We start from the raw sequence: 20,697 nt of genomic DNA on the forward strand, positions 1-20,697 counted from the left end.
TCCATCAGGTTTGGTGGCGATAGCGAAGAGGTCACACCCGTTCCCATACCGAACACGGAAGTTAAGCTCTTCAGCGCCGATGGTAGTTGGGGGTTTCCCCCTGTGAGAGTAGGACGCCGCCAAGCTTGTTATATTTATATCGTCGCGGGGTGGAGCAGTTCGGTAGCTCGTCGGGCTCATAACCCGAAGGTCGCAGGTTCAAATCCTGCCCCCGCAACCAAATTATTTTATATACCAATAGGGAGTGCTCATTGAGTGCAACCAAAATGGTCCGGTAGTTCAGTTGGTTAGAATGCCTGCCTGTCACGCAGGAGGTCGCGGGTTCGAGTCCCGTCCGGACCGCCATTTTTATGACTTGTAAACGAAAACGTATAGTTTCGTTTTTTTTTATGTCTTTTTCTTTCTACAAGTACCCAAGATGCAATGAAATGATATGTGTTTGGCTACACTATAAGAAAGAAAAGATAGATTACTTCAACTCAGCCTGGTTTTTTCACACCAGGCTTTCTTTATATCATTTTTAGTTGGAACTGAGACTTATATTCGCTACACTAATATTAACTGTGTTTGACATCATGTCTACTTAACCAATTGATTGCAAGAAGGGGCTGTCTTTTTATGGATGAATTTGATCTTATTCGCCGAATCACACCAAAAGATACATATCAGCGCTCTTTGATCATGGGCATCGGTGATGATGCAAGTGTTTATCAACCTCATTCACATTGTGAAGAGGTCGTTTGTGTTGATACAATGGTGGAGCATGTTCATTTTCGTTTTGACTTTTCCACACCGTTTGAAGTTGGATTTAAGGCATTGGCAGTCAATGTCAGTGATATCGCTGCAATGGGAGGGACCCCAAAGTATTATCTTGTTTCAATTGCGATCCCGCCTCATGGTAATGAGGCAATCGTTACGGATCTTTACGAGGGAATGAAAGCGTTGGCTGACTCCTATCATATGGATTTGATTGGTGGAGATACAGTGGCCACCCATAGTGATTTTGTCATTACCGTGACGGTCATTGGTGAGGTTTCAAAGGGAACAGCTTGTTATCGTCATAGTGCTCAGACTGGAGACATCGTCTTTGTCACAGGTGAACTCGGTTCGTCATCTGCTGGGTTATCAATCTTAATGAACGAAGTAGCCCCTTCTAAGGCGGTCGATGCTGATTTTTTTCTTAAGCGTCATAAAATGCCTCAGCCTCATATTGCTGCTGGACACATTTGTTCAAGTTTCCCGCGGGTCACCTTGAATGATGTGAGTGATGGATTAGCGAGTGAGTTGAATGAGATAGCCGAAGCGAGCTGTGTGATGATCGAGATAGAAGCTGATAAGCTTCCAATTCATCCAGATTTACAGGTGCTGCGGAAAGACTGGCTTGAATGGGTGTTATTTGGGGGAGAAGACTTTGTTTTAACTGGTACGATACCAGAATCTGATTGGGAAAGCTTTGAATCGCAATGTCAAAAAGAAGGCATTCAGATCACACGTATTGGACAAGTCAAAGATGATCAAGCAGCCAGTGTTATGTTAAAAGACAATGATCAACAAACAATGTTAATGAAAAAAGGATATAATCATTTTAAGAAATGAGGTGACATCAACGGTGAAATTAACATGGACGACAAAAGGTGCGGATGAGACGAAACGAATTGCCGCTGCTTTGGCCAAACTTGTGATGCCAGGCGATGTATTGACATTAGAAGGAGATTTGGGCGCAGGCAAAACCACTTTTTCAAAAGGTTTTGCGGAAGGCTTAGGAATTACCCGTATCGTCAACAGCCCCACCTTTACAATTATTAAAGAATATACCGATGGCAGATTGCCACTTTATCATATGGACGTGTACCGCATGGAAGATGCAGAAGAAGAGATCGGACTCGAAGAATATTTTGAGGGTGAAGGTGTATGCTTGGTTGAATGGGCTCATCTTATTGAACCTCAATTGCCTTCTTCCTATTTAAAAATTGAAATGCTGAGAACAGAACGTGAAGAAGAACGGCATCTCACGTTTGATGCAAAAGGGGAGCGTTATGAGACCCTTTGTAAGGAGATGAAAGAATTTGACCATACTGGCCATTGATACATCAAACCATACACTAGGAATTGCTCTTGTAAGAGATTTCACTGTAATTGGCGAGAGCATCACGTATTTAAAAAAGAACCATTCCGTCCGAGCGATGCCCACTGTTGAAGCATTGATGAAAGAATGTGGTGTATCACCAAGCGAACTGAGTAAAATCGTTGTGGCAAAAGGACCTGGTTCTTACACTGGCGTCAGAATCGGGGTCACCATAGCAAAAACACTTGCGTGGACGCTGTCTATCCCGATTTCGGCTGTTTCGAGTTTAGAAACACTTGCGGCAAATGGCCAATATTTTGATGGGTATATCTCACCTCTATTTGATGCGAGAAGAGGACAAGTTTATACCGGACTCTATACGTTTGAAAAAGGTAAGATCAAAGAAGTCGAACCAGATCAAAATATCTTGCTCACGGATTGGCTTCATGAACTGAAGCAGACAGGAAAGCCTGTTCTATTTCTTGGACAAGATGTGCACCTTCATGAAGAGAGCATTCGCTCCATTTTAGGAGAAACGGCTGTACTGGCAGAGGGAACATTTCATAACCCAAGACCTTCAGTGCTTGCATTTTTAGGCGCAGATCGTCCAGCTGAAGATGTCCATCAGCTCGTTCCTAACTATATTCGTTTGGCAGAAGCGGAAGTGAAATGGCTTGAAGGACAAAAATAATCTTAACATAGCAGAGATTCGACAAATGACAGTAGCAGACATTCCAGAGGTGTATACGATTGAAGTGCATTCGTTTACAGCACCCTGGAAAAAAGAATCGTTTGTGTATGAGATTCTCCATAATCAATACAGCCATTATTTCCTCATTGAAGAAGATAAGCAGCCTGTTGGGTATTGCGGGGTCTGGATTGTCATGGACGATGCACAAATTACGAACATTGCGATTCTCCCTGAGCATAGAGGAAAAGGCTACGGGGAAGCATTGCTTCGACATGTCATGGAATTTTGCAAAGAAAAAAAGACAGATCATCTTTCTTTAGAGGTGCGGGTTTCGAATACACCAGCACAATCCCTCTATGAAAAGCTCGGTTTCAGACCAGCTTCAATTCGAAAGAATTATTATACGGATAATGGAGAAGATGCATTAGTCATGTGGGTGAATATAAATGAGTGAACAAACAGATCGATTCATATTAGGTATAGAAACAAGCTGCGATGAAACAGCTGCGTCCATTGTCAAAAATGGAAAGGAAATCATGGCAAATGTGGTGGCCTCGCAAATAGACAGTCATAAACGATTTGGCGGTGTTGTGCCCGAAATTGCTTCGAGGCATCACGTGGAGCAAGTCACTATCGTATTAGAGGAAGTGATGGCACAGGCGGGTATGAGCTTTAAGGATTTAGATGCGATTGCTGTCACAGAAGGACCTGGTCTTGTCGGTGCCTTGCTGATTGGTGTCAATGCAGCAAAGGCACTGAGCTTTGCCCATCAAATTCCTCTTGTTGGTGTTCATCATATTGCAGGGCATATTTATGCAAACCAGCTTGTTGATGAATTGGAGTTTCCATGTTTAGCTCTTGTTGTCTCTGGCGGACATACTGAGCTTGTTTTAATGAAGGAGCATGGATCTTTTGAAGTCATTGGAGAAACTTTAGATGATGCGGCTGGAGAAGCGTATGATAAAGTGGCCCGGACGATGGGTCTCCCGTATCCAGGCGGACCTCACATTGATCGGTTAGCCCATGAAGGGGAGCCGACAATTAAGCTTCCTCGAGCATGGCTTGAAGAAGGGTCCTATCACTTTAGCTTCAGTGGTTTAAAATCAGCTGTGATCAACACCTTACACAATGCGTCACAAAAGGGAGAAACAATTGCCCCAGAGAATTTGGCCGCAAGTTTTCAAGCAAGCGTCATTGAAGTGCTTGTTGGGAAAACATTGAAAGCAGCAGAAGCCTATGGTGTGAAGCAGGTTGTTCTAGCTGGAGGAGTCGCTGCCAATAAAGGACTAAGAGAAGCTTTAACCTCAGCATTCACGAAGCTGCCAGACGTGAAGGTTATTATTCCGCCATTATCCCTTTGCACAGACAATGCAGCCATGATCGCTGCTGCTGGAACCGTTGCATTTGAAAAAGGAATAAGAGGCGATATGACGATGAATGGCCAGCCAGGATTACCAATAGTCTCATATGAATGAAAACTCCTGTGGATTACAGGGGTTTTTTATTTTCTATGAAAGCGATTTATTCACATGTAAACGTTATATATCCACAATTGTTAGAAAATTTTGTTTTAAAATGAAGAGGATGTGTATAAATGCGATCTTTTTTGTGGATATGTGATTAAAACTCTGTGGATAAAGTGGATAAGTCTAAAGTATTTAAGAATAATCAAGAAGTTATTGTGGGTATAATTGTGGATAATAAATTTTCATTGAAAGAAAAAAGAGTACCTTTTAGGGCACTCTTTAAGAATCTGACAGCTCTTCCCACTCCGCAAAAAGTGATTCCAGCTCTTGATTGAGCGTATCATTTTCTGTTTGAATGGCTTGGACCTTCTCGTGATCTTGAAAAATATCAGGATCACATAGAAACTCTTCATTTTCACCGAGCTTGTCTTCAATGACAGCAATCCGTTCTTCAATTTCTTCGATTCTGCGCTGCTTTTGTCTTTCTTTCTTTTTCAGTTCTTTTTCTTCTGCATAAGAAAGCTTTGCCTTTTCTGTTGGCTGTGCAGCTTGTTTTTTAAGCGGCTCATTTTCTTGAAGTATTTCCAGCTCTAATTGTTCATTTTTCTTTTCAAGGTAGTAGTCATAATCACCGAGATATTCTTTTGTTTCTGTAGGCGACAGCTCAAATACTTTCGTTGCCAGACGATTGATAAAATAACGATCATGCGAAACAAATAAGATGGTTCCTGGATAATCGATCAGTGCATTCTCTAAAATTTCCTTACTATCTAAGTCCAGATGGTTTGTAGGCTCATCGAGAATAAGAAAATTGGCTTTTTGGAGCATCAGCTTTGCCAGTGCAAGGCGTGCTTTTTCTCCACCGCTTAATGCATGGACAGGCTTTAAAACGTCATCACCGGAAAAGAGGAAGTTTCCTAAACATGTCCGAATTTCTTTTTCATTCATATGAGGATAGTCATCCCAAAGCTCATTTAGCACTTTTTTCGAGGATGTCAGTTTGGCTTGCTCTTGGTCATAGTAGCCGATCGTAACATGAGATCCAAAAGTGATGTCGCCTTTTACTGGTGTTAATGTGTTCGTTAACGTTTTTAAAAGGGTTGATTTCCCGATCCCGTTAGGTCCAATGAGTGCCACACTATCCTCGCGTTTAATCTGAAAAGAAAGAGAGGATAGGAGCGGTGTCTTTTCATCATAACTAATATCAAGATCGTGCACCTTCAGCACATCATTGCCGCTTTGTCTCGAAATATCAAAATGGAAGTTTGCGGATTTTTCGTCTCCTAGCTTATCTAAACGATCCATCCGTTCGAGCTGCTTGCGTCTGCTTTGAGCGCGCTTTGTGGTCGAGGCTCTTGCCAGGTTGCGATCCACGAAATCCTGAAGCTTTGAGATCTCTTCTTGCTGCTTTTCGTAGAGTTTCATATCACGCTCTAGCTGCTCTGCTTTCAGCTCAAGATACTTACTATAGTTCCCTGCAAACTTTTTCATCGAAGTTCTTGAGACTTCATAGACGTGGTTTACGACTTTGTCTAAGAAATAGCGGTCATGGGACACGATGAGAATAGCACCTGTATAATTTTGCAAATACTGCTCCAGCCATGATAAGGTATCAATATCTAAATGGTTGGTCGGCTCATCCAGAATTAAGAGTTCTGGTTTCATTAACAAGAGCTTTCCAAGCGCTAGACGGGTTTTCTGGCCTCCGCTTAAGGATTGGACGGTTGTCTCATCTTCAAAATGACTAAAACCGAGCCCATGAAGAATGGAGCGGACATCTGCTTCATATTGATAGCCGCCTTGATCTTTAAATTCCTGCTGAAGCCTGTCATAGGTTTTCATAAGAGCATCCAGCTCAGAACCTGTGGAGGAAGCCATTTTCTCCTCAATGGTTCTCATCTCTTGTTCCATCTCTTTTAAATGATCAAAAACCGATAATAATTCGTCTTTTAACGTACGTGTAGACGTCACATCGGTATGCTGGGCTAAATAGCCGATCGATAGGTCTTTTGGTTTGATGATCTCACCTTGCTCGTAAGACATTTGACCGGCAATGATTTTCAAAAGCGTGGATTTGCCTGCGCCGTTACGACCTACAATGGCAATTCGATCCCTTGCTTTGACTTCCAATTTTATATTCGTTAAAACGGTATCAGCGCCAAACGATTTGGACAGCTGATTCACTTGTAGAATCATCATGTAACTTCACCTCTGCTATAATATGTTAAGTGTAGCTTATCAGCAGTAAACCGGCAAATGTTACATACAATCGCCATATTCAAATGAAAGACAGATAGGAAAAAATAGTGTATCATTTGAGTGAGGGAGCGTTGAAAGATGAGTCAATTTAGCCACTTTAACGAACAGGGAAGAGCAAAGATGGTCGACATTAGTGACAAATCGTCTACAGTGAGAACCGCCGTTGCTGTTTCAAGTGTTCGTATGATAAAAGAAGTATTTCATAAAATAGAGCAGCGTGAAATTGGAAAAGGAGATGTGCTGTCTGTTGCACAGGTTGCTGGCATCATGGCAGCAAAGCAAACATCTACCATCATTCCAATGTGTCATCCGCTTGCACTAAAAGGTGTGGATATCTCCTTTAATTGGGAGGAAGACGGAAATGCGCACATCCTGAACATACAAGTACAGGTAAAAACAAAAGGAAGTACGGGTGTGGAGATGGAAGCGCTCACTTCTGCTTCAGTATGTGCACTGACCGTTTACGACATGTGCAAAGCGATTGATAAAGGCATGATCATCGGTCCTACCTATCTAATTGAAAAGACAGGCGGGAAAAATGGTGATTTTCACAGAGCATCTGATATTTAAGTTGGAGGACCTTATATGAATATAGATCAGTCAAAAATTCCACAAGCGACAGCCAAACGTTTGCCGCTATATTACCGTTTTTTAAAAAATCTGCATGCATCAGGAAAACAAAGGGTGTCATCGGCAGAGCTTAGTGATGCAGTCAAAGTGGATTCTGCCACCATTCGCCGAGATTTTTCGTACTTTGGTGCACTTGGGAAGAAAGGGTATGGCTATAATGTCGATTATCTCTTGACCTTCTTCAGAAAGACCCTTGACCAAGATGAAATGACCAATGTCATGCTCATCGGTGTCGGGAATTTAGGGACTGCTTTTTTACACTATAATTTCATAAAAAATAATAATACAAAAATTTCAATGGCTTTTGACGTCAATGAGAGTAAAATAGGAAGTGAGATAGGCGGCGTGCCAGTCTATGATTTGGATAAGCTTGAAGAGCATGTTCAAGAGGTAGGAGATATACCTGTTGCGATTTTGACAGTACCTGCCGTAGCAGCTCAATCCATTACAGATCGTTTGATTGCCCTTGGCATCAAAGGAATCCTTAACTTTACGCCGGCTCGATTGAATGTGCCGGAACACATTCGAATTCATCATATAGATTTGGCGGTTGAACTTCAGTCTCTTGTGTATTTCTTAAAGCATTACTCTGTTACGCAGGAGGACTGACGAAAAGGGGTAAAGGGGGTGGAGCAAATGGGTCCGATCGGTCCTGGGAGTTTGATTCTGATTGCGATTGTAGCGCTCATTATTTTTGGGCCGAAAAAGCTTCCTGAATTAGGAAGAGCAGCAGGAGATACATTACGTGAATTCAAAAATGCCACAAAAGGCTTAGCTGATGATCAGGAAGAAAAAAAGAAAAAAGAAGATCAGTAGAATAGGATGAGCTTCATGAATGTCAAAGATATGCCGCTTATGGAGCATATTGTGGAACTGCGAAAACGCTTAGTGATCATTGCGATGTTTTTTGTCGCCTTTATGGTGGCTGGTTTTTTTCTCGCTAAGCCGGTCATTGTGTATTTACAAAATACCGATGAAGCGGCAACACTGACGCTAAACGCATTTAAGCTTACAGATCCACTGTACGTGTTTATGCAGTTCGCATTTGTCATTGCTTTGGTTTTGACGTGTCCCGTTATTTTATATCAGCTGTGGGCGTTTGTGAGTCCCGGCTTATATGAAAAAGAAAGAAAGGTGACACTTGCTTATATTCCGATTGCACTGCTTTTATTTTTGAGCGGTGTGGCTTTCTCTTATTTTATTCTATTTCCGTTTGTCGTCGACTTTATGATGCGAATGTCAAATGATTTAAATGTAGAGCAAGTCATTGGGATTCATGAGTATTTTACATTTCTGATGCAGTTAACACTTCCATTTGGCTTTTTGTTTCAGATGCCCGTCGTGTTGATGTTTCTCACAAGACTTGGCATCATCACACCGATGTTTTTATCAAAAATACGGAAGTATGCCTATTTTGTCCTCCTTGTCATTGCCGCACTCATTACACCGCCAGAGCTTGTTTCTCACCTCATGGTCACCTTGCCAATGCTCGTTTTATATGAAGTAAGCATTATCATTTCAAGAGTGACCTACCGCAAAATGCAGCAAACAGAGGAGAAAGAAAAACATTATGTTTCATAAAAAAAGCATCATGATCCAATGAGGGATCACGATGCTTTTTCTATTGTGAAAGAAATTGATTAATCGCGTGAAAGAGGTGCTCATAATAGGCGGGCTCATGCGGGACGAAATCATCAACCCCCACTTCGATGCTTTCCTCACGTCGTTCTTCGTTTGCATCAACTTTAAAGCCCTCGATTTGAATTCTTTCGCATGTTCCTGTTAAAAGCTGCTGTGCATCAAGCAGCTTTGCTCTGTACAGACCAGCGACTTCTTCTTTCTGTAGATGAACTTCCATGTGCTTTTCTTGATTCATATAAAGGTACACATGGCAGAACTCACGGTCGATGAACGAAGGCATATGGATTTCATCCTGTATGACACCTGCAAAGGTGAGTTTCTCAAAAGGGATAGAAAGACCAAGCTCTTCTTCTACCTCTCTCAAGCCATCAGAAGGCTGTTCATCTGCAAGAAGGTGACCTGCTGCTGTGATATCAAAAAGAGATGGAAAATCCTTTTTTTCGGGACTTCTAAGCTGAAAATAAAGGTGCACGGTGCCATGCTCCTTTTTGAGAAGCCAGAAATGAAATGTTTCATGCCAATGGCCTTGGGCGTGGACATCTGAACGAGCGGCAGCTCCAATTGTTTCATGCTGATCATTGAAGATACGAAGTTTTTCATGTTCCATGAAGATACATCCTCCATAAAAAAACCATTTTCCAACCGCGGAAAATGGTTTTTGATTTATTTTTGCTGCTGTTTTTTGAGTTTGACAGAGAAGGCAAACATTTTAAGTGCGATATTGATATTATAGGCCGCAAACACCATCAGCAAAATGCTGTAAAATGACCACATGTCACCTGGGTTTTGAATGGCCATATAGGTGAAAGCGACACCTACGGCAAAATAAATGATGCCCCATACGACTGGGTTTCTCATGAGAAAAAGCCTCCAATAATCATTTGCATGGTTTGAGATTGTTCTTCAATCATTTTTTTCACTGGCTCAATCTGCACAAGAACGACGAGTGAGTTCATCAGCATATGAGCGCCGATTGGAACAATGATTCGTTTTGTTTTCGCATATAAAAAGGCAAAGGTAAAGCCCATTGCAGTATAGAGCAAGATATGGGGAAAATCATTGTGTACAGCAGCGAAAACCACTGAGCTGGCAAGTGCTCCAATGAAGAAATTCGTTTTTTCATAAATCACACCAAAGATGATTTTACGGAAAATGATTTCCTCTAAGATCGGACCAATCAGGGCGATGACGATCACAAGCCAAGGAACGGCATCCATAATGGATAAAATGGTTTGCGTATTTTCTGATTCACGGCCAATGCCGAATGCATATTGTTCAATCACGCCTGCAATCGATTGTGCAAAGAGAGATAGAAAGAAACCGCCAATGATCCATGCGATAGCAGAACCGATTGAAGCAGGCGCTTCATTTCGCAGTGAAGCTTTTGGGACGGTTCGAAGGATGAGCAGAATAATGATCAATCCGATACAGAAACTAATGATTGTCCACGTTCCTGATAATTTTGAAAGCTCTGTTTGAGTCATCGGTGTTTGAATGAATCCCAGCCATTTCATGATAAGAAAATAAGGAAACGCAGATACCTGTACCAATATATACGTTAAGATGATGTACCAATATTGTTTTTTCAAGTAACGAAAACCCCTTTACTAAAAGAACTAAATTTATTGTAACACAAGTCTTCTTTTTCGATAAAAAGGAAAGAATCTGAGATTCAAAAAGATCGTGAAAGCGTAAAAATTTTTAAAGGTTTTCACTTGAAATTGCAGAAGACATTCTTTATTATAATAAATGTGTTAGCACTCACTGGTGATGAGTGCTAAAAAAGACTACATATAAAAATTGAGGAGGTTGTTTCTTATGTTAAAGCCATTAGGCGATCGCGTAATCATTGAACTCGTTGAATCTGAGGAAAAAACCGCTAGCGGTATTGTGTTACCGGATTCTGCAAAAGAAAAACCGCAAGAAGGTAAAATTGTTGCAGCAGGTTCAGGGCGTGTACTTGAAAGTGGTGAGCGCGTTGCGTTAGAAGTAAGCACAGGCGACCGCATTATCTTCTCAAAATATGCAGGCACTGAAGTGAAATATGAAGGAAAAGAATATTTAATCCTTCGTGAGAGCGACATTTTAGCTGTTATTGGTTAATCACATAAAAACATTGAGATAAATTTTTAAAAAGACTGAGGAGGTTTCGTTATTATGGCAAAAGATATTAAGTTCAGTGAAGAAGCACGTCGCGCAATGTTACGTGGTGTAGATGCACTTGCAGATGCTGTAAAAGTAACTTTAGGACCTAAAGGACGTAACGTGGTTCTTGAGAAAAAATTCGGTTCTCCACTTATCACGAATGATGGTGTAACGATTGCAAAAGAAATCGAATTAGAAGATGCATTTGAAAACATGGGTGCAAAACTTGTGGCTGAAGTTGCAAGCAAAACAAACGACGTAGCTGGTGACGGTACAACAACTGCAACAGTTCTAGCTCAAGCGATGATCCGTGAAGGTCTTAAAAACGTAACAGCTGGTGCAAACCCTGTTGGCGTTCGTAAAGGGATCGAGGAAGCAGTGAAAGTAGCACTTGAAGGCTTGCACGAGATTTCTAAACCAATCGAAGGTAAAGAATCAATTGCTCAAGTTGCGGCTATTTCTGCAGCAGACGAAGAAGTCGGCAGCCTAATCGCTGAAGCAATGGAACGCGTAGGTAACGACGGTGTCATCACAATTGAAGAATCTAAAGGATTCACAACTGAGCTTGAAGTGGTTGAAGGTATGCAATTTGACCGCGGATATGCTTCACCATACATGGTGACTGATTCTGATAAGATGGAAGCAGTTCTTGAAAATCCTTACATCTTAATCACTGATAAAAAAATCACAAACATTCAAGAAATCCTTCCTGTACTTGAGCAAGTTGTACAACAAGGAAAACCATTATTGCTTATTGCTGAAGATGTAGAAGGCGAAGCACTTGCAACTCTTGTTGTGAACAAACTTCGTGGTACATTCAACGCAGTAGCAGTAAAAGCACCTGGATTCGGTGATCGTCGTAAAGCAATGCTTGAAGACATCTCTGTTCTAACTGGCGGAGAATTAATCACAGAAGACCTTGGACTTGACCTGAAATCAACTGAAATCGGTCAGCTTGGCCGCGCTTCTAAAGTCGTTGTGACAAAAGAAAACACAACAATCGTAGAGGGCTCAGGAGATTCTGCTCAAATCTCAGCACGTGTGAACCAAATCCGTGCACAAGTAGAAGAAACAACTTCTGAATTCGATAAAGAAAAATTACAAGAACGTCTTGCAAAACTAGCTGGCGGTGTCGCTGTCATCAAAGTTGGTGCTGCAACTGAAACAGAACTAAAAGAGCGTAAACTACGCATCGAGGATGCACTGAACTCAACTCGCGCAGCAGTTGAAGAAGGTATCGTATCCGGTGGTGGTACAGCACTTGTGAATGTATACAACAAAGTCGCTTCAATCGAAGCTGATGGTGACGTTCAAACAGGTGTGAACATCGTTCTACGTTCTCTTGAAGAGCCAATTCGTCAAATCGCTCACAACGCTGGTCTTGAAGGATCCGTTATCGTTGAGCGCTTGAAAAACGAAGAAATTGGCGTAGGCTTCAACGCAGCAACAAACGAATGGGTAAACATGATCGAAAAAGGAATCGTTGACCCAACAAAAGTAACTCGCTCTGCACTTCAAAACGCAGCTTCTGTTGCAGCAATGCTTCTAACAACTGAAGCAGTCGTAGCTGACAAACCAGAAGAAGGCGGCTCAGGCGGCGGAATGCCGGATATGGGCGGCATGGGTGGAATGGGCGGAATGATGTAAAATCGGATTTAAACCCTTGATTAATAAGGGTTTATCCGTTAGTCACACTCATTTTGGTGCCATTTTGATGCCACATAGAAAAATTAGAGGCTTTTCATTAGTTCTCCGAACTTTTGAGAAGCTTCTTTTTTTCGGTCTTTTGTTATGTGAAGGTATATTTTAGTTGTTGTTTGATCTTCTGTATGTCCAAGTCTATCCATTATCCTTTGAAGATCCACGCCAGCTTCAGCAAGGAGAGAAGTATGGGTATGCCTTAAAGAATGAGGAGTTAGTTTCTTCTGTATTCCCGACTTTTTTAGAACTGCATTAAACCTATTCTCAATAGTTTTAATAAAGTGAGGATATCCCCAGTAAGGTCCCTTTATTCTAGCGTAAACAAAATTGTGATCATGCCATTCATGTTTCATTTGCATTTTTATTTCATTTTGTTGAATTCGAAATTTATTTAGAGCTTGTAGAACTTCGCTCTCAACGTCAATTTTTCTAATTGATCCTTTAGTTTTAGGAGGTAAGAGAGTATATTTTTTTGTGCTGTTGCTTGGGTTGTAATAAGTTTTTGTAACACTGATGGTACATTCCTTGAAATCAATATCTGACCACTTTAAAGCTGCAAGCTCACCAGCTCTTAAACCGGTCCAAGCTAGCAAATAGAACATAACGTAATACTCAAAATTTAATTGATAAGCTGCATCTAAAAATTGTTTTAATTCATTCTTCTCAAAGTATTTTTCTTCTATTTTTTCATTTTCGATTTCTTCGACTGTTTTCTTATCTTTTGGCAAATAAGCAAATACCGATGGATCAACAAATATCAAATCTTGCTCTAAAGCTCGTTTGAATATCATTCTTGCGGTACCGTGAATACCAGATATCGTGTTTTCTGATAATTTCTTATCCACTTTCAAGCTGGTTATAGCATCCTGATACATTTTTTTAGTAATATCCTTGAGCTTACGAAAACCGAAGAATTTATTTAAATGACCAATTTCATGCTTTCTAACTCTAATGGTGCTAATTTTTCTGTCTGTGTTACTGTAAACATCTAACCACTCAGCGGCCATGTCTTTGAATGTAATATCATTTTTTAAATCCAACTTTGCCTTGCCTAGAATGTATTCCAAATCAATCATAGCATCAGCTGCATGTTTTCTTTTAGTGAAGCCTCTTCTTACAATTCTTTGTCGTTTTCCTGTTTGCGGATTTACACCATCCTCAATTATAAACATCCAGCGGTCGCCTTTTTTAGTCTCGTATTTTTGAAGTCTTCCCATACTTAATCCTCCTCAATTAATTTGTTTTAAGGAATTCTCATATAAAGCAAAAGCAAAGCTTTTTCTTTTAAACATTTCTAAGCGGACAGCGGCAAAAGAGTAAGTCACATTAAAGGTGTCTCCAATTAACTTTATCGCTTCAGATTGCAAAGAAGGCAGGTTCAGTTTTTGAAGCATAAAGGAGGGCACACAGAAATGATACATAAAACTATTAGCCTGGTATTCTTGCAATTCTCGAAAGAGCTTGTGCATATCAAACTGGTTGCCATAGTGCTTAATCACATGACACAGCTCGTGACCAAACTCTTCCCATTGTTGTTTTTTGTTTAAACGTTTATCAATGACCATGCTGTATGACCCATTCACACAGAAAACGAAACTAGGCCTTCTTTCAAAATGCAGCCATATTTTTAATGAAGCGGCCATAAGTTCCATATCAATTGCTTCTGGTGTAAGCATGTTTATTTTTGTATAAATCTTCTTCACTTCTTCTTCTAAATGAGATAATCCTTTCATTCAATCACCCCTAAATAAGAATATATGTTCTGTTTTTGTTTCTAAAAAAGAGCCCGTTTAATAAGGGGCTGTATTCAAATTCCTAAAAGCTGTTTCTTCTTTAGTGTGAATTCTTCATCAGTTAAAATGCCTTCTTCTTTGAGTGCTGCGTACTTTCTTATCTCTTCAATAATAAAATCGGTGTTCTCCTCAGGCGCCACAACATTTTCTTGCTTAATTTCATCACTTGAAGACTGTTTTTTTACCTTTGAGGCATTTTCTTTCATCTTCTTTATATAAGCAACGAAAGTATCAGGATCACCTTCCATTATTCCAGATAATTCAACGTATTCATTAGAAGTATTAAAAGAGAATTTGTATCCTGTCCATGATTTCTTAGGGACAGACACATGTGTGACATCATTATAGTCCCAAGAATTAATCGAGCTCGTTTTGTCAATAAAAATCAGTCTTTTTTTTGTGGCTATTAAGAGGCCAATTTCACCGAATTTAGAAAAACTGCTGCTGCCAGATACGATTTCCATAATTGTTTCATTTGTCTGATTTAACAAAGCGTTCGCTGTATGATAGAGATTAATAAAGTTCCTTGAAGCGTTTTTCTTTTTTTTCAAAGTGGGATTATAAATCTTTTCATCTCTAAAAATAAAAGCCAATTTTTACACCTCTCACTCATAATCATTACTGTAAAAATTACAGCAAAACCTTCAGTTGTGAAAAAAATGATTCTAGACTCTGCCTCAAAAATTGAGGTTGAAAAGTTTCTCAACCTAAGACTTTACCTCAAAAATTGAGGCAAAACCTTCAACATTAATTAAACTAAACTAAACAATAATAATATATATTCCATGTAAGCATTTTTGAATTATTTGTTGCGGTCTTTATTTTTTTTAAAAGTACGGCCGCTTTTCTTTTCTTTTTCTCTAATGTAATTGATAAAGTCTATTGTTTGTTTCCTAGCTTCCTCTGAAAAATCAGATGCTGCATTGAAAGCGATTTGTAACTCAGGGTCATTTAAATCATATGCAACTTGGTTTGAGGAAATGGTTTCTGTTCTCCCAAGTAGATAATCAGTGGTTGTGTTTAATGCATCAGCCAAATCTTTCAGCATCTCATTTGAAGGCGTACTATGGCCGTTTTCATAATTGCTTATAGTTCCTTTTGTTGTTTTAACACGTTTAGCCAATTCTTCTTGTGTTAATCCTCTATTTTTTCTGACACTCTTTAATCTTTTAGAGAGCATGGTAGTATCCTCCAATTTAAAAGTACAAGTTCATTGTACTATAAAGAAAAGTTTATTAAACAAAAGTATAAGAAAATCATACTTTATCATTGACATACAAGATTCTTATACATATAATGAAATCAATAAGTACAAGATTCTTATACAAAAGGTGGTGAGTCAAATGAAAAATTTAAATTTAGTTCAAGCAAGAAAAACCAAAGGATTAACACAAGAAGAACTTGCTTTCAAGCTTGATTGTACAAAATCAACAATCTCAAATTGGGAGAATGGCTATTCTAATCCAAAAATTGAAGATGCATTTAAAGTCTCAGAGATTTTAGGAACGGATATAAAAACTCTTTTTTTAAATCAACAAGTACAAGATTCTCATATAAACACTGCCTAATTCAATACGAAAGGAGCATGAGCATGAACAATAACAAAATCGAACAACTCACCAATTTTTTAGACGGAATCACACTATCAGAATGGAACCGAGTTAAACAGAACGTAGACATTTTGTTTAGTTCTAAAGCCGCCAAACTCCACTTTGACGACTTAGAACAATTACAAGCTAATTTAAAGCAAGAGTCTATGCTTACTCCAAAAAGGATAGAAGAAATTTTTAGAATGAAGCTTAAACCTCGGAATTAAGTTCATCTACAACTTTTTGAATAAGATCAATTGTGAATTCTTTATTCTTTGCATGTGACAACGCTATAAGGTTAACAAGGATTTCATTAAGGTTTTGAATAGAATGTATGTCCTTATTTTTAAACTCATTAAAAAGTTCTTTAGTTTCTTCTAAATGGTCCTTTTGTATTTTGTCATCTATTTTTTGTGCAAGTGCATAGACGTCTATGTTTTTCATGTAACCACCACCTTTCATGAAGATTTTACCACATGGAAGGATAATAGTTACAAAAGATAGGAGGTTTTGACATGCCACAGACAGTTATCACTTTTGACGAATTGACAGCAACAGTGTTTCAAGATCAAATGCAAAAGCTGTTTCAGGCAGCTTATGAAAAAGGCGTTGAAGACGGGATGAAAAAATACTCATATCCACCCGTTTTAAATGTCGATCATTTAATACAAATTCTTTCAGTCAAAAGACCAACGGTATCAAAAATAACAGCTAGACCTGATTTTCCTAAACTCACTCAAATTCAAGCTAGGTACCCAAGAGATGAGGTTTTTGAATGGATTAAAAATAATTCCTCATTCATTCAGGAGGTTACAGCATGAATCAATTACAACAGATTTTCAACTATCAGGATCAAGAGATCCGAACAGTTATTCAAGATGGACAACCTTGGTTTGTTGCAAAAGACTTGTGCGAAGTCTTGGAAATCAAAAACAATCGTGATGCTCTTTCCCGCCTAGATGAAGATGAAAAGGGAGTAGTTTTAACCGACACCCTTGGCGGAGCGCAAGAATTAGCAGCAGTAAATGAACCGGGTCTATACGCTCTCATCTTGAGTAGCCGCAAACCAGAAGCAAAACAATTTAAGCGTTGGATCACACACGATGTTATTCCAACAATCAGACAAACCGGTCAATATGGTGGACCAAAAGCTCTCACCGAAAGAGAGCAGAGAATTGAGTCTCTTAAACTCTTATTAGAAACATCACAACGGCAGGATGAAATGTCTAAGAAATTAACCACTCATGAAAAGAAAATCCTTGAATTAAACACCAAAGTGGATGAGCAGATCACAATTGATCATGGTGAACAAAGACGGATTCAAAAAGCAGTCGCTACTAGGATTTACAGTTTCACAGATGACAAAAACGAAAGAAATCGACTTTTTAAAGAGCTTTATCGTGAGATCAAAGATCGCTTCGGTGTATCAAGTTACAAAGATGTAAAACGAAAAGACATGCAATTAGCGGTGAATTACATTGTTAACTGGGTTCCACGCAGGGTTTCCTAGATCCTGCTGTATCCCTTCATTAATAAATTTTACCATTAAAAACCGAATAAAAAAGGATGGGAACAAATGCAGAACAGCCCGTATAATCAGCGGAATTTACCTGAAATTCTTAGGAAAGTAAGGAAGGAATCCGGATATTCGCAGTATCAGCTAGGCAAATTAATTGGAGGGCGTGATCAGCGTAATGTATCAGACATTGAAAATGGTTATGTCAGACCTACTCCTGAATTGTGTATCAACTGGTTCAAAGCATGTGGAGCCTATGAACATATCGATCTCGTACACTACATTTTCAAAATGCATCCGCTCGCCGCGGCACCGATTGATCCCGCCTTAAATGATAGTGCTCACAAGGCTTTAATCAATCTAGTACAGGAAATGAAAGACGCACAAAAAGCTATTGGTGAGCTTGCTGAATGGTTGAACAATACCCGTCCGGGCAAACATGGCGAGCTTCCTATGCAGGCTATCAAGCAAATATATGACCTGACACAAGCAAACAAAACGCTCATGTATTCAATGGCGCGTGAGTTTGACTTAAAGATAACGGACTTAACAGAAAAATGGTCGAAAAAAGCCATTGTCGCAGAGGTGGCAATGCACAAAAGACAGGATAGAGAGGCGGTTCTAGCGTGATTGAAAAACAGTTCATTAGTGAAGATGTATCTAGAGCAAAGACGAAAATTGATTGTGTGAAAGAGCTTTTATATCTTGCTCATCAAGAATTGAAAGACGGAAATTATGAAGAAGTTGCAAGTCTAGCTGGAAGCATTAGAAATATCAGCGAGGATCTTGCGCGGATGAATAACAAGGGTCTTCTAATTAAAACGGCTGCGGAAATACAGAAAAAACATGGTGTGCGGCTTGAGCTAGTTACAAGAACTGAAAGGACTGAAACCATTGAATATTGAGCATCCGATGATCACACAAATTAATAGCTTTGGTTATCCGAAGAGTCATTGGAAAGATGAAGCGGAGCGCGATGGCTATGAAGAGGAAGACGAAGACAAATAAAAAAACCCGCTTGGCATAGCGAGTTTTAAGGTGTATTGCTTCTGATTAGGTACAGACAGTATACCAAATCTTTAACAAAAATTCAATGGAGGTATACACGATGTCAAAATTTCAAATCAGCTTTGACCATCGCCGTGAAGCACAAGAGCGCTTGGAGCAGGCAGGCGGTTGGATCGACTATAAAAAAGGTTTACCGGTCTTCTGCTTCCCAAATGCTCAAGCAAAACAAAAATACATTCAGCTAGGGCAGGCGGCATATCGCCAAAAGGTAGGTATGTAGCCATGCAAGCGAAGGTCCTTATCTCAACCGAGAAGATGACAGAAGAGCAATGGCTTGAGGCTAGACGTGCTGGTATAGGCGGTTCAGATGCCGCCGCCATTGCTGGTATGAGCAGATGGAAGTCACCTGTTTCAGTTTACTTGGATAAATTGGGCCAGTCACCAAAGGAAGATGAAGCAGGAGAAGCCGCATATTGGGGTCATGTACTTGAAGAAGTGGTCGCAAGAGAGTTTAGCAACCGCACGGGAAAGAAGGTCCGGCGAAAAAAGGCCATTCTTCAACATCCTTTATATCCTTTCATGCTTGCAAACGTTGATAGATTAATTGTCGGTGAAAATGTAGGGCTTGAATGCAAAACGGCCTCTGAATACTTGAAAGAAGAATGGACAGGAGAAGAGATTCCAGACGCTTATTTGATCCAGTGCCAGCATTACATGGCTGTGACGGGTTATAAAGCATGGTGGATCGCTGTTCTGATCGGCGGAAACAAGTTCATTTATAAAAAGGTGGATCGTGACGAGGAATTGATAGGTTACTTGATTCAGATTGAAAAAGACTTTTGGGAGAACCACGTACAAAAGCAAGAGCCGCCAATGTTTGACGGTTCAGATTCATCAACAGAATTGCTTAATCACATGTACCCCATTGGAATTGACGAAGAAACAAGCCTGCCTTTAAAAGCGGATGAAATCATAGTCCGACTAAAAAGCGCAAAAGAAGAAAAGAAAGAAATTGATGAACGAATTAAAGCGGATGAAAACCAGCTCAAAGCAATGCTAGGAGAAAACGAAATCGGTCTTGCTACTAAACATCGTGTGACATGGAAGACCATTCAAACAAACCGCTTTGATACAAAGAAGTTCGCCAGTGAACATCCTGAATTATTTGAGGAATTCAGTGAAACGAAGCCGCAGAGAAGATTTTATGTAAAGGAGAGCGTAGACAATGGCTAAAAACGAAGATATTCGGAATCAGCTGGCAAACAAAGCAGCAAATAACGTCCAGCAGCAGGAGGAGAAACCCAAAACAATTGCTGACTACCTAGCTTCAATGCAGCCGGAATTACAAAAGGCGTTGCCTGAACACATGACACCTGAAAGACTCACAAGAATCGCTTTAACGACAATCAGAAGTAACCCGCAATTACAACAATGTTCACCCGCTTCATTGTTGGGGGCTGTCATGCAGTCTGCACAACTAGGATTAGAACCCGGATTAATAGGTCATTGCTATTTTGTTCCTTTCAACAAAAAGATCAAGGGGCAAAATGGTGAGAAGGATAAGTGGACGAAAGAAGTTCAGTTCATCATCGGATATAAGGGCATGATTGACCTTGCTAGACGTTCTGGTCATATAGAAAGTATCTATTCTCATGTGGTTTATGAAAAGGATCAATTCGAGTATGAACTAGGGTTAAATCCAAAGTTAGTTCATAAGCCAGCAACAGGGCATAGAGGTGAAATGACTCATGTATATGCGGTTGCTCATTTTAAAGATGGTGGGTACCAATTCGAGGTTTTCAGCAAAGAAGATGTTGAATCCGTTCGTAAACGAAGCAAATCAAAAGACAGTGGCCCGTGGCAAACAGATTATGAAGAAATGGCGAAAAAAACTGTCATTCGCCGTATGTGGAAGTACCTGCCGATCAGTATCGAAATTCAGCAGTACGCAGCGCAAGACGAAACGGTACGAAAAGATATTACCCAAGAAGCAAAGTCAGTTTATGACGAGGATGTCCTTGATATGCCGTACAGTGTAGAACCAACTTTAGAAAGTCCGAATACGGAGCAAGCGGATGAAAACAGAAGCCCATTTGATTAAGGTTCCTATCCCTTTTTGTTACACATGGATGGTCAAAGGCACTTCCGATCCTTTCAAATTAGCAGAAAACTATGTGAAAGATTACATCAAGA

29 protein-coding genes, 2 tRNA genes and 1 rRNA gene are annotated in these 20,697 nt (G+C 40.0%); 23 read left to right on the forward strand and 9 right to left on the reverse strand.

Annotated features, from left to right (window positions below; genetic code table 11):
* Positions 1 to 9: 9 nt before the first annotated feature.
* The 8 genes from rrf to tsaD all read left to right on the forward strand — a co-directional run bounded on the left by rrf (position 10) and on the right by tsaD (position 4,231).
* Positions 10 to 125 (forward strand): 5S ribosomal RNA (rrf, locus tag ACLGGR_RS16440).
* An 18-nt stretch (positions 126 to 143) separates the two neighbouring features.
* Positions 144 to 220 (forward strand) — tRNA-Met (locus tag ACLGGR_RS16445).
* 48 nt (positions 221 to 268) lie between these two features.
* A tRNA-Asp gene (locus tag ACLGGR_RS16450) sits at positions 269 to 345 on the forward strand.
* Positions 346 to 618: 273 nt separating this feature from the next.
* Positions 619 to 1,596, forward strand: a complete 978-nt coding sequence (gene thiL / locus ACLGGR_RS16455) for a thiamine-phosphate kinase (protein WP_410973469.1) — start codon at positions 619 to 621, stop codon at positions 1,594 to 1,596.
* Positions 1,597 to 1,609: 13 nt separating this feature from the next.
* Positions 1,610 to 2,086, forward strand: a complete 477-nt coding sequence (tsaE, locus tag ACLGGR_RS16460; protein WP_044335667.1) for a tRNA (adenosine(37)-N6)-threonylcarbamoyltransferase complex ATPase subunit type 1 TsaE — start codon at positions 1,610 to 1,612, stop codon at positions 2,084 to 2,086.
* Positions 2,067 to 2,756, forward strand: coding sequence for a tRNA (adenosine(37)-N6)-threonylcarbamoyltransferase complex dimerization subunit type 1 TsaB (gene tsaB, locus ACLGGR_RS16465; RefSeq protein ID WP_208945840.1), 690 nt, complete (start codon positions 2,067 to 2,069; stop codon positions 2,754 to 2,756). Before tsaE ends, tsaB begins: the two co-directional genes overlap by 20 nt.
* A 25-nt stretch (positions 2,757 to 2,781) precedes the next feature.
* Complete coding sequence (gene rimI, locus ACLGGR_RS16470; RefSeq protein WP_106052122.1) at positions 2,782 to 3,210, forward strand: ribosomal protein S18-alanine N-acetyltransferase; 429 nt, start codon at positions 2,782 to 2,784, stop codon at positions 3,208 to 3,210.
* Positions 3,203 to 4,231 (forward strand): tRNA (adenosine(37)-N6)-threonylcarbamoyltransferase complex transferase subunit TsaD, encoded by a 1,029-nt coding sequence (gene tsaD, locus ACLGGR_RS16475; RefSeq protein WP_410973470.1) that lies wholly within the window; start codon positions 3,203 to 3,205, stop codon positions 4,229 to 4,231. The genes rimI and tsaD overlap by 8 nt, the downstream gene beginning before the upstream one ends.
* Before the next feature lie 270 nt (positions 4,232 to 4,501).
* Here tsaD and ACLGGR_RS16480 read toward each other — a convergent pair whose 3' ends face one another.
* Positions 4,502 to 6,421 (reverse strand): ABC-F family ATP-binding cassette domain-containing protein, encoded by a 1,920-nt coding sequence (locus ACLGGR_RS16480; RefSeq protein ID WP_410973471.1) that lies wholly within the window; start codon positions 6,419 to 6,421, stop codon positions 4,502 to 4,504.
* 138 nt (positions 6,422 to 6,559) lie between these two features.
* Between ACLGGR_RS16480 and moaC the strand changes: the two genes are divergently transcribed.
* Genes moaC through tatC form a run of 4 tightly spaced genes read left to right on the forward strand, consistent with a single transcriptional unit; the run spans position 6,560 to position 8,692 of the window.
* A complete protein-coding gene (gene moaC, locus ACLGGR_RS16485; RefSeq protein WP_041115989.1) occupies positions 6,560 to 7,051 on the forward strand; it encodes a cyclic pyranopterin monophosphate synthase MoaC in 492 nt (163 codons plus the stop codon).
* Between the two features lie 15 nt (positions 7,052 to 7,066).
* A complete protein-coding gene (locus ACLGGR_RS16490; protein ID WP_008355687.1) occupies positions 7,067 to 7,720 on the forward strand; it encodes a redox-sensing transcriptional repressor Rex in 654 nt (217 codons plus the stop codon).
* Positions 7,721 to 7,747: 27 nt separating this feature from the next.
* A complete protein-coding gene (locus ACLGGR_RS16495) occupies positions 7,748 to 7,927 on the forward strand; it encodes a twin-arginine translocase TatA/TatE family subunit (RefSeq protein ID WP_008355689.1) in 180 nt (59 codons plus the stop codon).
* 6 nt (positions 7,928 to 7,933) lie between these two features.
* A complete protein-coding gene (gene tatC / locus ACLGGR_RS16500; RefSeq protein ID WP_098676753.1) occupies positions 7,934 to 8,692 on the forward strand; it encodes a twin-arginine translocase subunit TatC in 759 nt (252 codons plus the stop codon).
* A 40-nt stretch (positions 8,693 to 8,732) separates the two neighbouring features.
* On the opposite strand, the gene ACLGGR_RS16505 is transcribed toward tatC, so the two are convergent.
* The 3 genes from ACLGGR_RS16505 to ACLGGR_RS16515 are packed head-to-tail and all read right to left on the reverse strand — an operon-like array spanning position 8,733 to position 10,341.
* Positions 8,733 to 9,359 (reverse strand): NUDIX hydrolase, encoded by a 627-nt coding sequence (locus ACLGGR_RS16505; RefSeq protein ID WP_410973472.1) that lies wholly within the window; start codon positions 9,357 to 9,359, stop codon positions 8,733 to 8,735.
* A gap of 56 nt (positions 9,360 to 9,415) precedes the next feature.
* The gene (locus ACLGGR_RS16510) at positions 9,416 to 9,610 is read right to left on the reverse strand and encodes a YdiK family protein (protein WP_003213897.1); all 195 of its coding nucleotides are present in this window, start codon (positions 9,608 to 9,610) and stop codon (positions 9,416 to 9,418) included.
* A complete protein-coding gene (locus tag ACLGGR_RS16515) occupies positions 9,607 to 10,341 on the reverse strand; it encodes a CPBP family intramembrane glutamic endopeptidase (RefSeq protein WP_059376134.1) in 735 nt (244 codons plus the stop codon). Before ACLGGR_RS16515 ends, ACLGGR_RS16510 begins: the two co-directional genes overlap by 4 nt.
* Before the next feature lie 229 nt (positions 10,342 to 10,570).
* On the opposite strand from ACLGGR_RS16515, the gene groES reads away from it, so the two are divergent.
* Entirely contained in the window at positions 10,571 to 10,855 is a 285-nt protein-coding gene (gene groES, locus ACLGGR_RS16520; protein WP_024426730.1) for a co-chaperone GroES, read from the forward strand.
* A gap of 54 nt (positions 10,856 to 10,909) precedes the next feature.
* Entirely contained in the window at positions 10,910 to 12,544 is a 1,635-nt protein-coding gene (groL, locus tag ACLGGR_RS16525; RefSeq protein WP_041108751.1) for a chaperonin GroEL, read from the forward strand.
* 83 nt (positions 12,545 to 12,627) lie between these two features.
* Here groL and ACLGGR_RS16530 read toward each other — a convergent pair whose 3' ends face one another.
* The 4 genes from ACLGGR_RS16530 to ACLGGR_RS16545 form a co-directional block, all read right to left on the reverse strand.
* Complete coding sequence (locus ACLGGR_RS16530) at positions 12,628 to 13,815, reverse strand: tyrosine-type recombinase/integrase (protein WP_369879188.1); 1,188 nt, start codon at positions 13,813 to 13,815, stop codon at positions 12,628 to 12,630.
* Between the two features lie 12 nt (positions 13,816 to 13,827).
* Positions 13,828 to 14,331 carry an ImmA/IrrE family metallo-endopeptidase gene (locus tag ACLGGR_RS16535; RefSeq protein ID WP_410973473.1) on the reverse strand — a complete coding sequence of 168 codons (504 nt, stop codon included), beginning with the start codon at positions 14,329 to 14,331 and terminating at the stop codon, positions 13,828 to 13,830.
* 74 nt (positions 14,332 to 14,405) lie between these two features.
* Complete coding sequence (locus ACLGGR_RS16540; RefSeq protein ID WP_025207051.1) at positions 14,406 to 14,984, reverse strand: PH domain-containing protein; 579 nt, start codon at positions 14,982 to 14,984, stop codon at positions 14,406 to 14,408.
* Positions 14,985 to 15,193: 209 nt separating this feature from the next.
* Complete coding sequence (locus tag ACLGGR_RS16545) at positions 15,194 to 15,571, reverse strand: helix-turn-helix domain-containing protein (RefSeq protein WP_025207052.1); 378 nt, start codon at positions 15,569 to 15,571, stop codon at positions 15,194 to 15,196.
* Between the two features lie 163 nt (positions 15,572 to 15,734).
* Between ACLGGR_RS16545 and ACLGGR_RS16550 the strand changes: the two genes are divergently transcribed.
* Positions 15,735 to 15,959 (forward strand): helix-turn-helix transcriptional regulator, encoded by a 225-nt coding sequence (locus tag ACLGGR_RS16550; RefSeq protein ID WP_410973474.1) that lies wholly within the window; start codon positions 15,735 to 15,737, stop codon positions 15,957 to 15,959.
* Between the two features lie 23 nt (positions 15,960 to 15,982).
* Complete coding sequence (locus tag ACLGGR_RS16555; RefSeq protein WP_410973475.1) at positions 15,983 to 16,207, forward strand: hypothetical protein; 225 nt, start codon at positions 15,983 to 15,985, stop codon at positions 16,205 to 16,207.
* Here ACLGGR_RS16555 and ACLGGR_RS16560 read toward each other — a convergent pair.
* A complete protein-coding gene (locus tag ACLGGR_RS16560; RefSeq protein ID WP_326349854.1) occupies positions 16,191 to 16,424 on the reverse strand; it encodes a hypothetical protein in 234 nt (77 codons plus the stop codon). The genes ACLGGR_RS16555 and ACLGGR_RS16560 overlap by 17 nt on opposite strands.
* Before the next feature lie 71 nt (positions 16,425 to 16,495).
* Between ACLGGR_RS16560 and ACLGGR_RS16565 the strand changes: the two genes are divergently transcribed.
* From ACLGGR_RS16565 to recT, 7 genes are all read left to right on the forward strand, one after another.
* Complete coding sequence (locus tag ACLGGR_RS16565; protein WP_410973476.1) at positions 16,496 to 16,801, forward strand: helix-turn-helix transcriptional regulator; 306 nt, start codon at positions 16,496 to 16,498, stop codon at positions 16,799 to 16,801.
* Positions 16,798 to 17,490 (forward strand): BRO family protein, encoded by a 693-nt coding sequence (locus ACLGGR_RS16570; protein ID WP_410973477.1) that lies wholly within the window; start codon positions 16,798 to 16,800, stop codon positions 17,488 to 17,490. Before ACLGGR_RS16565 ends, ACLGGR_RS16570 begins: the two co-directional genes overlap by 4 nt.
* Positions 17,491 to 17,556: 66 nt before the next feature.
* Positions 17,557 to 18,126 carry a helix-turn-helix domain-containing protein gene (locus ACLGGR_RS16575; RefSeq protein WP_410973478.1) on the forward strand — a complete coding sequence of 190 codons (570 nt, stop codon included), beginning with the start codon at positions 17,557 to 17,559 and terminating at the stop codon, positions 18,124 to 18,126.
* Positions 18,123 to 18,401: a YqaH family protein gene (locus ACLGGR_RS16580; RefSeq protein WP_410973479.1), complete on the forward strand. Its 279-nt coding sequence runs from the start codon at positions 18,123 to 18,125 to the stop codon at positions 18,399 to 18,401. Before ACLGGR_RS16575 ends, ACLGGR_RS16580 begins: the two co-directional genes overlap by 4 nt.
* A gap of 203 nt (positions 18,402 to 18,604) precedes the next feature.
* Positions 18,605 to 18,784, forward strand: a complete 180-nt coding sequence (locus tag ACLGGR_RS16585; protein WP_076839268.1) for a hypothetical protein — start codon at positions 18,605 to 18,607, stop codon at positions 18,782 to 18,784.
* A 2-nt stretch (positions 18,785 to 18,786) separates the two neighbouring features.
* On the forward strand, positions 18,787 to 19,737 hold the full coding sequence (locus ACLGGR_RS16590; protein WP_039962787.1) for a YqaJ viral recombinase family nuclease: 951 nt from the start codon (positions 18,787 to 18,789) through the stop codon (positions 19,735 to 19,737).
* Positions 19,730 to 20,605, forward strand: coding sequence for a recombination protein RecT (recT, locus tag ACLGGR_RS16595; protein ID WP_410973480.1), 876 nt, complete (start codon positions 19,730 to 19,732; stop codon positions 20,603 to 20,605). Before ACLGGR_RS16590 ends, recT begins: the two co-directional genes overlap by 8 nt.
* The last annotated feature ends 92 nt before the right edge of the window (positions 20,606 to 20,697 follow it).

Source organism: Bacillus sp. BD48 (genome assembly GCF_046566805.1).
Taxonomy (GTDB): Bacteria; Bacillota; Bacilli; order Bacillales; family Bacillaceae; genus Bacillus; species Bacillus safensis.

What these genes read in the sequence shown, in the direction of transcription:
- thiL (WP_410973469.1), top strand. Translation starts at nt 619, where the DNA reads ATGGATGAATTTGATCTTATTCGCCGAATCACACCAAAAGATACATAT.
- rimI (WP_106052122.1), top strand. Translation starts at nt 2,782, where the DNA reads ATGACAGTAGCAGACATTCCAGAGGTGTATACGATTGAAGTGCATTCG.
- tsaD (WP_410973470.1), top strand. Translation starts at nt 3,203, where the DNA reads ATGAGTGAACAAACAGATCGATTCATATTAGGTATAGAAACAAGCTGC.
- ACLGGR_RS16480 (WP_410973471.1), bottom strand. Translation starts at nt 6,421, where the DNA reads ATGATGATTCTACAAGTGAATCAGCTGTCCAAATCGTTTGGCGCTGAT.
- moaC (WP_041115989.1), top strand. Translation starts at nt 6,560, where the DNA reads ATGAGTCAATTTAGCCACTTTAACGAACAGGGAAGAGCAAAGATGGTC.
- ACLGGR_RS16490 (WP_008355687.1), top strand. Translation starts at nt 7,067, where the DNA reads ATGAATATAGATCAGTCAAAAATTCCACAAGCGACAGCCAAACGTTTG.
- ACLGGR_RS16495 (WP_008355689.1), top strand. Translation starts at nt 7,748, where the DNA reads ATGGGTCCGATCGGTCCTGGGAGTTTGATTCTGATTGCGATTGTAGCG.
- tatC (WP_098676753.1), top strand. Translation starts at nt 7,934, where the DNA reads ATGAGCTTCATGAATGTCAAAGATATGCCGCTTATGGAGCATATTGTG.
- ACLGGR_RS16505 (WP_410973472.1), bottom strand. Translation starts at nt 9,359, where the DNA reads ATGGAACATGAAAAACTTCGTATCTTCAATGATCAGCATGAAACAATT.
- ACLGGR_RS16510 (WP_003213897.1), bottom strand. Translation starts at nt 9,610, where the DNA reads ATGAGAAACCCAGTCGTATGGGGCATCATTTATTTTGCCGTAGGTGTC.
- groES (WP_024426730.1), top strand. Translation starts at nt 10,571, where the DNA reads ATGTTAAAGCCATTAGGCGATCGCGTAATCATTGAACTCGTTGAATCT.
- groL (WP_041108751.1), top strand. Translation starts at nt 10,910, where the DNA reads ATGGCAAAAGATATTAAGTTCAGTGAAGAAGCACGTCGCGCAATGTTA.
- ACLGGR_RS16530 (WP_369879188.1), bottom strand. Translation starts at nt 13,815, where the DNA reads ATGGGAAGACTTCAAAAATACGAGACTAAAAAAGGCGACCGCTGGATG.
- ACLGGR_RS16535 (WP_410973473.1), bottom strand. Translation starts at nt 14,331, where the DNA reads ATGAAAGGATTATCTCATTTAGAAGAAGAAGTGAAGAAGATTTATACA.
- ACLGGR_RS16545 (WP_025207052.1), bottom strand. Translation starts at nt 15,571, where the DNA reads ATGCTCTCTAAAAGATTAAAGAGTGTCAGAAAAAATAGAGGATTAACA.
- ACLGGR_RS16550 (WP_410973474.1), top strand. Translation starts at nt 15,735, where the DNA reads ATGAAAAATTTAAATTTAGTTCAAGCAAGAAAAACCAAAGGATTAACA.
- ACLGGR_RS16555 (WP_410973475.1), top strand. Translation starts at nt 15,983, where the DNA reads ATGAACAATAACAAAATCGAACAACTCACCAATTTTTTAGACGGAATC.
- ACLGGR_RS16560 (WP_326349854.1), bottom strand. Translation starts at nt 16,424, where the DNA reads ATGAAAAACATAGACGTCTATGCACTTGCACAAAAAATAGATGACAAA.
- ACLGGR_RS16565 (WP_410973476.1), top strand. Translation starts at nt 16,496, where the DNA reads ATGCCACAGACAGTTATCACTTTTGACGAATTGACAGCAACAGTGTTT.
- ACLGGR_RS16570 (WP_410973477.1), top strand. Translation starts at nt 16,798, where the DNA reads ATGAATCAATTACAACAGATTTTCAACTATCAGGATCAAGAGATCCGA.
- ACLGGR_RS16575 (WP_410973478.1), top strand. Translation starts at nt 17,557, where the DNA reads ATGCAGAACAGCCCGTATAATCAGCGGAATTTACCTGAAATTCTTAGG.
- ACLGGR_RS16585 (WP_076839268.1), top strand. Translation starts at nt 18,605, where the DNA reads ATGTCAAAATTTCAAATCAGCTTTGACCATCGCCGTGAAGCACAAGAG.
- ACLGGR_RS16590 (WP_039962787.1), top strand. Translation starts at nt 18,787, where the DNA reads ATGCAAGCGAAGGTCCTTATCTCAACCGAGAAGATGACAGAAGAGCAA.
- recT (WP_410973480.1), top strand. Translation starts at nt 19,730, where the DNA reads ATGGCTAAAAACGAAGATATTCGGAATCAGCTGGCAAACAAAGCAGCA.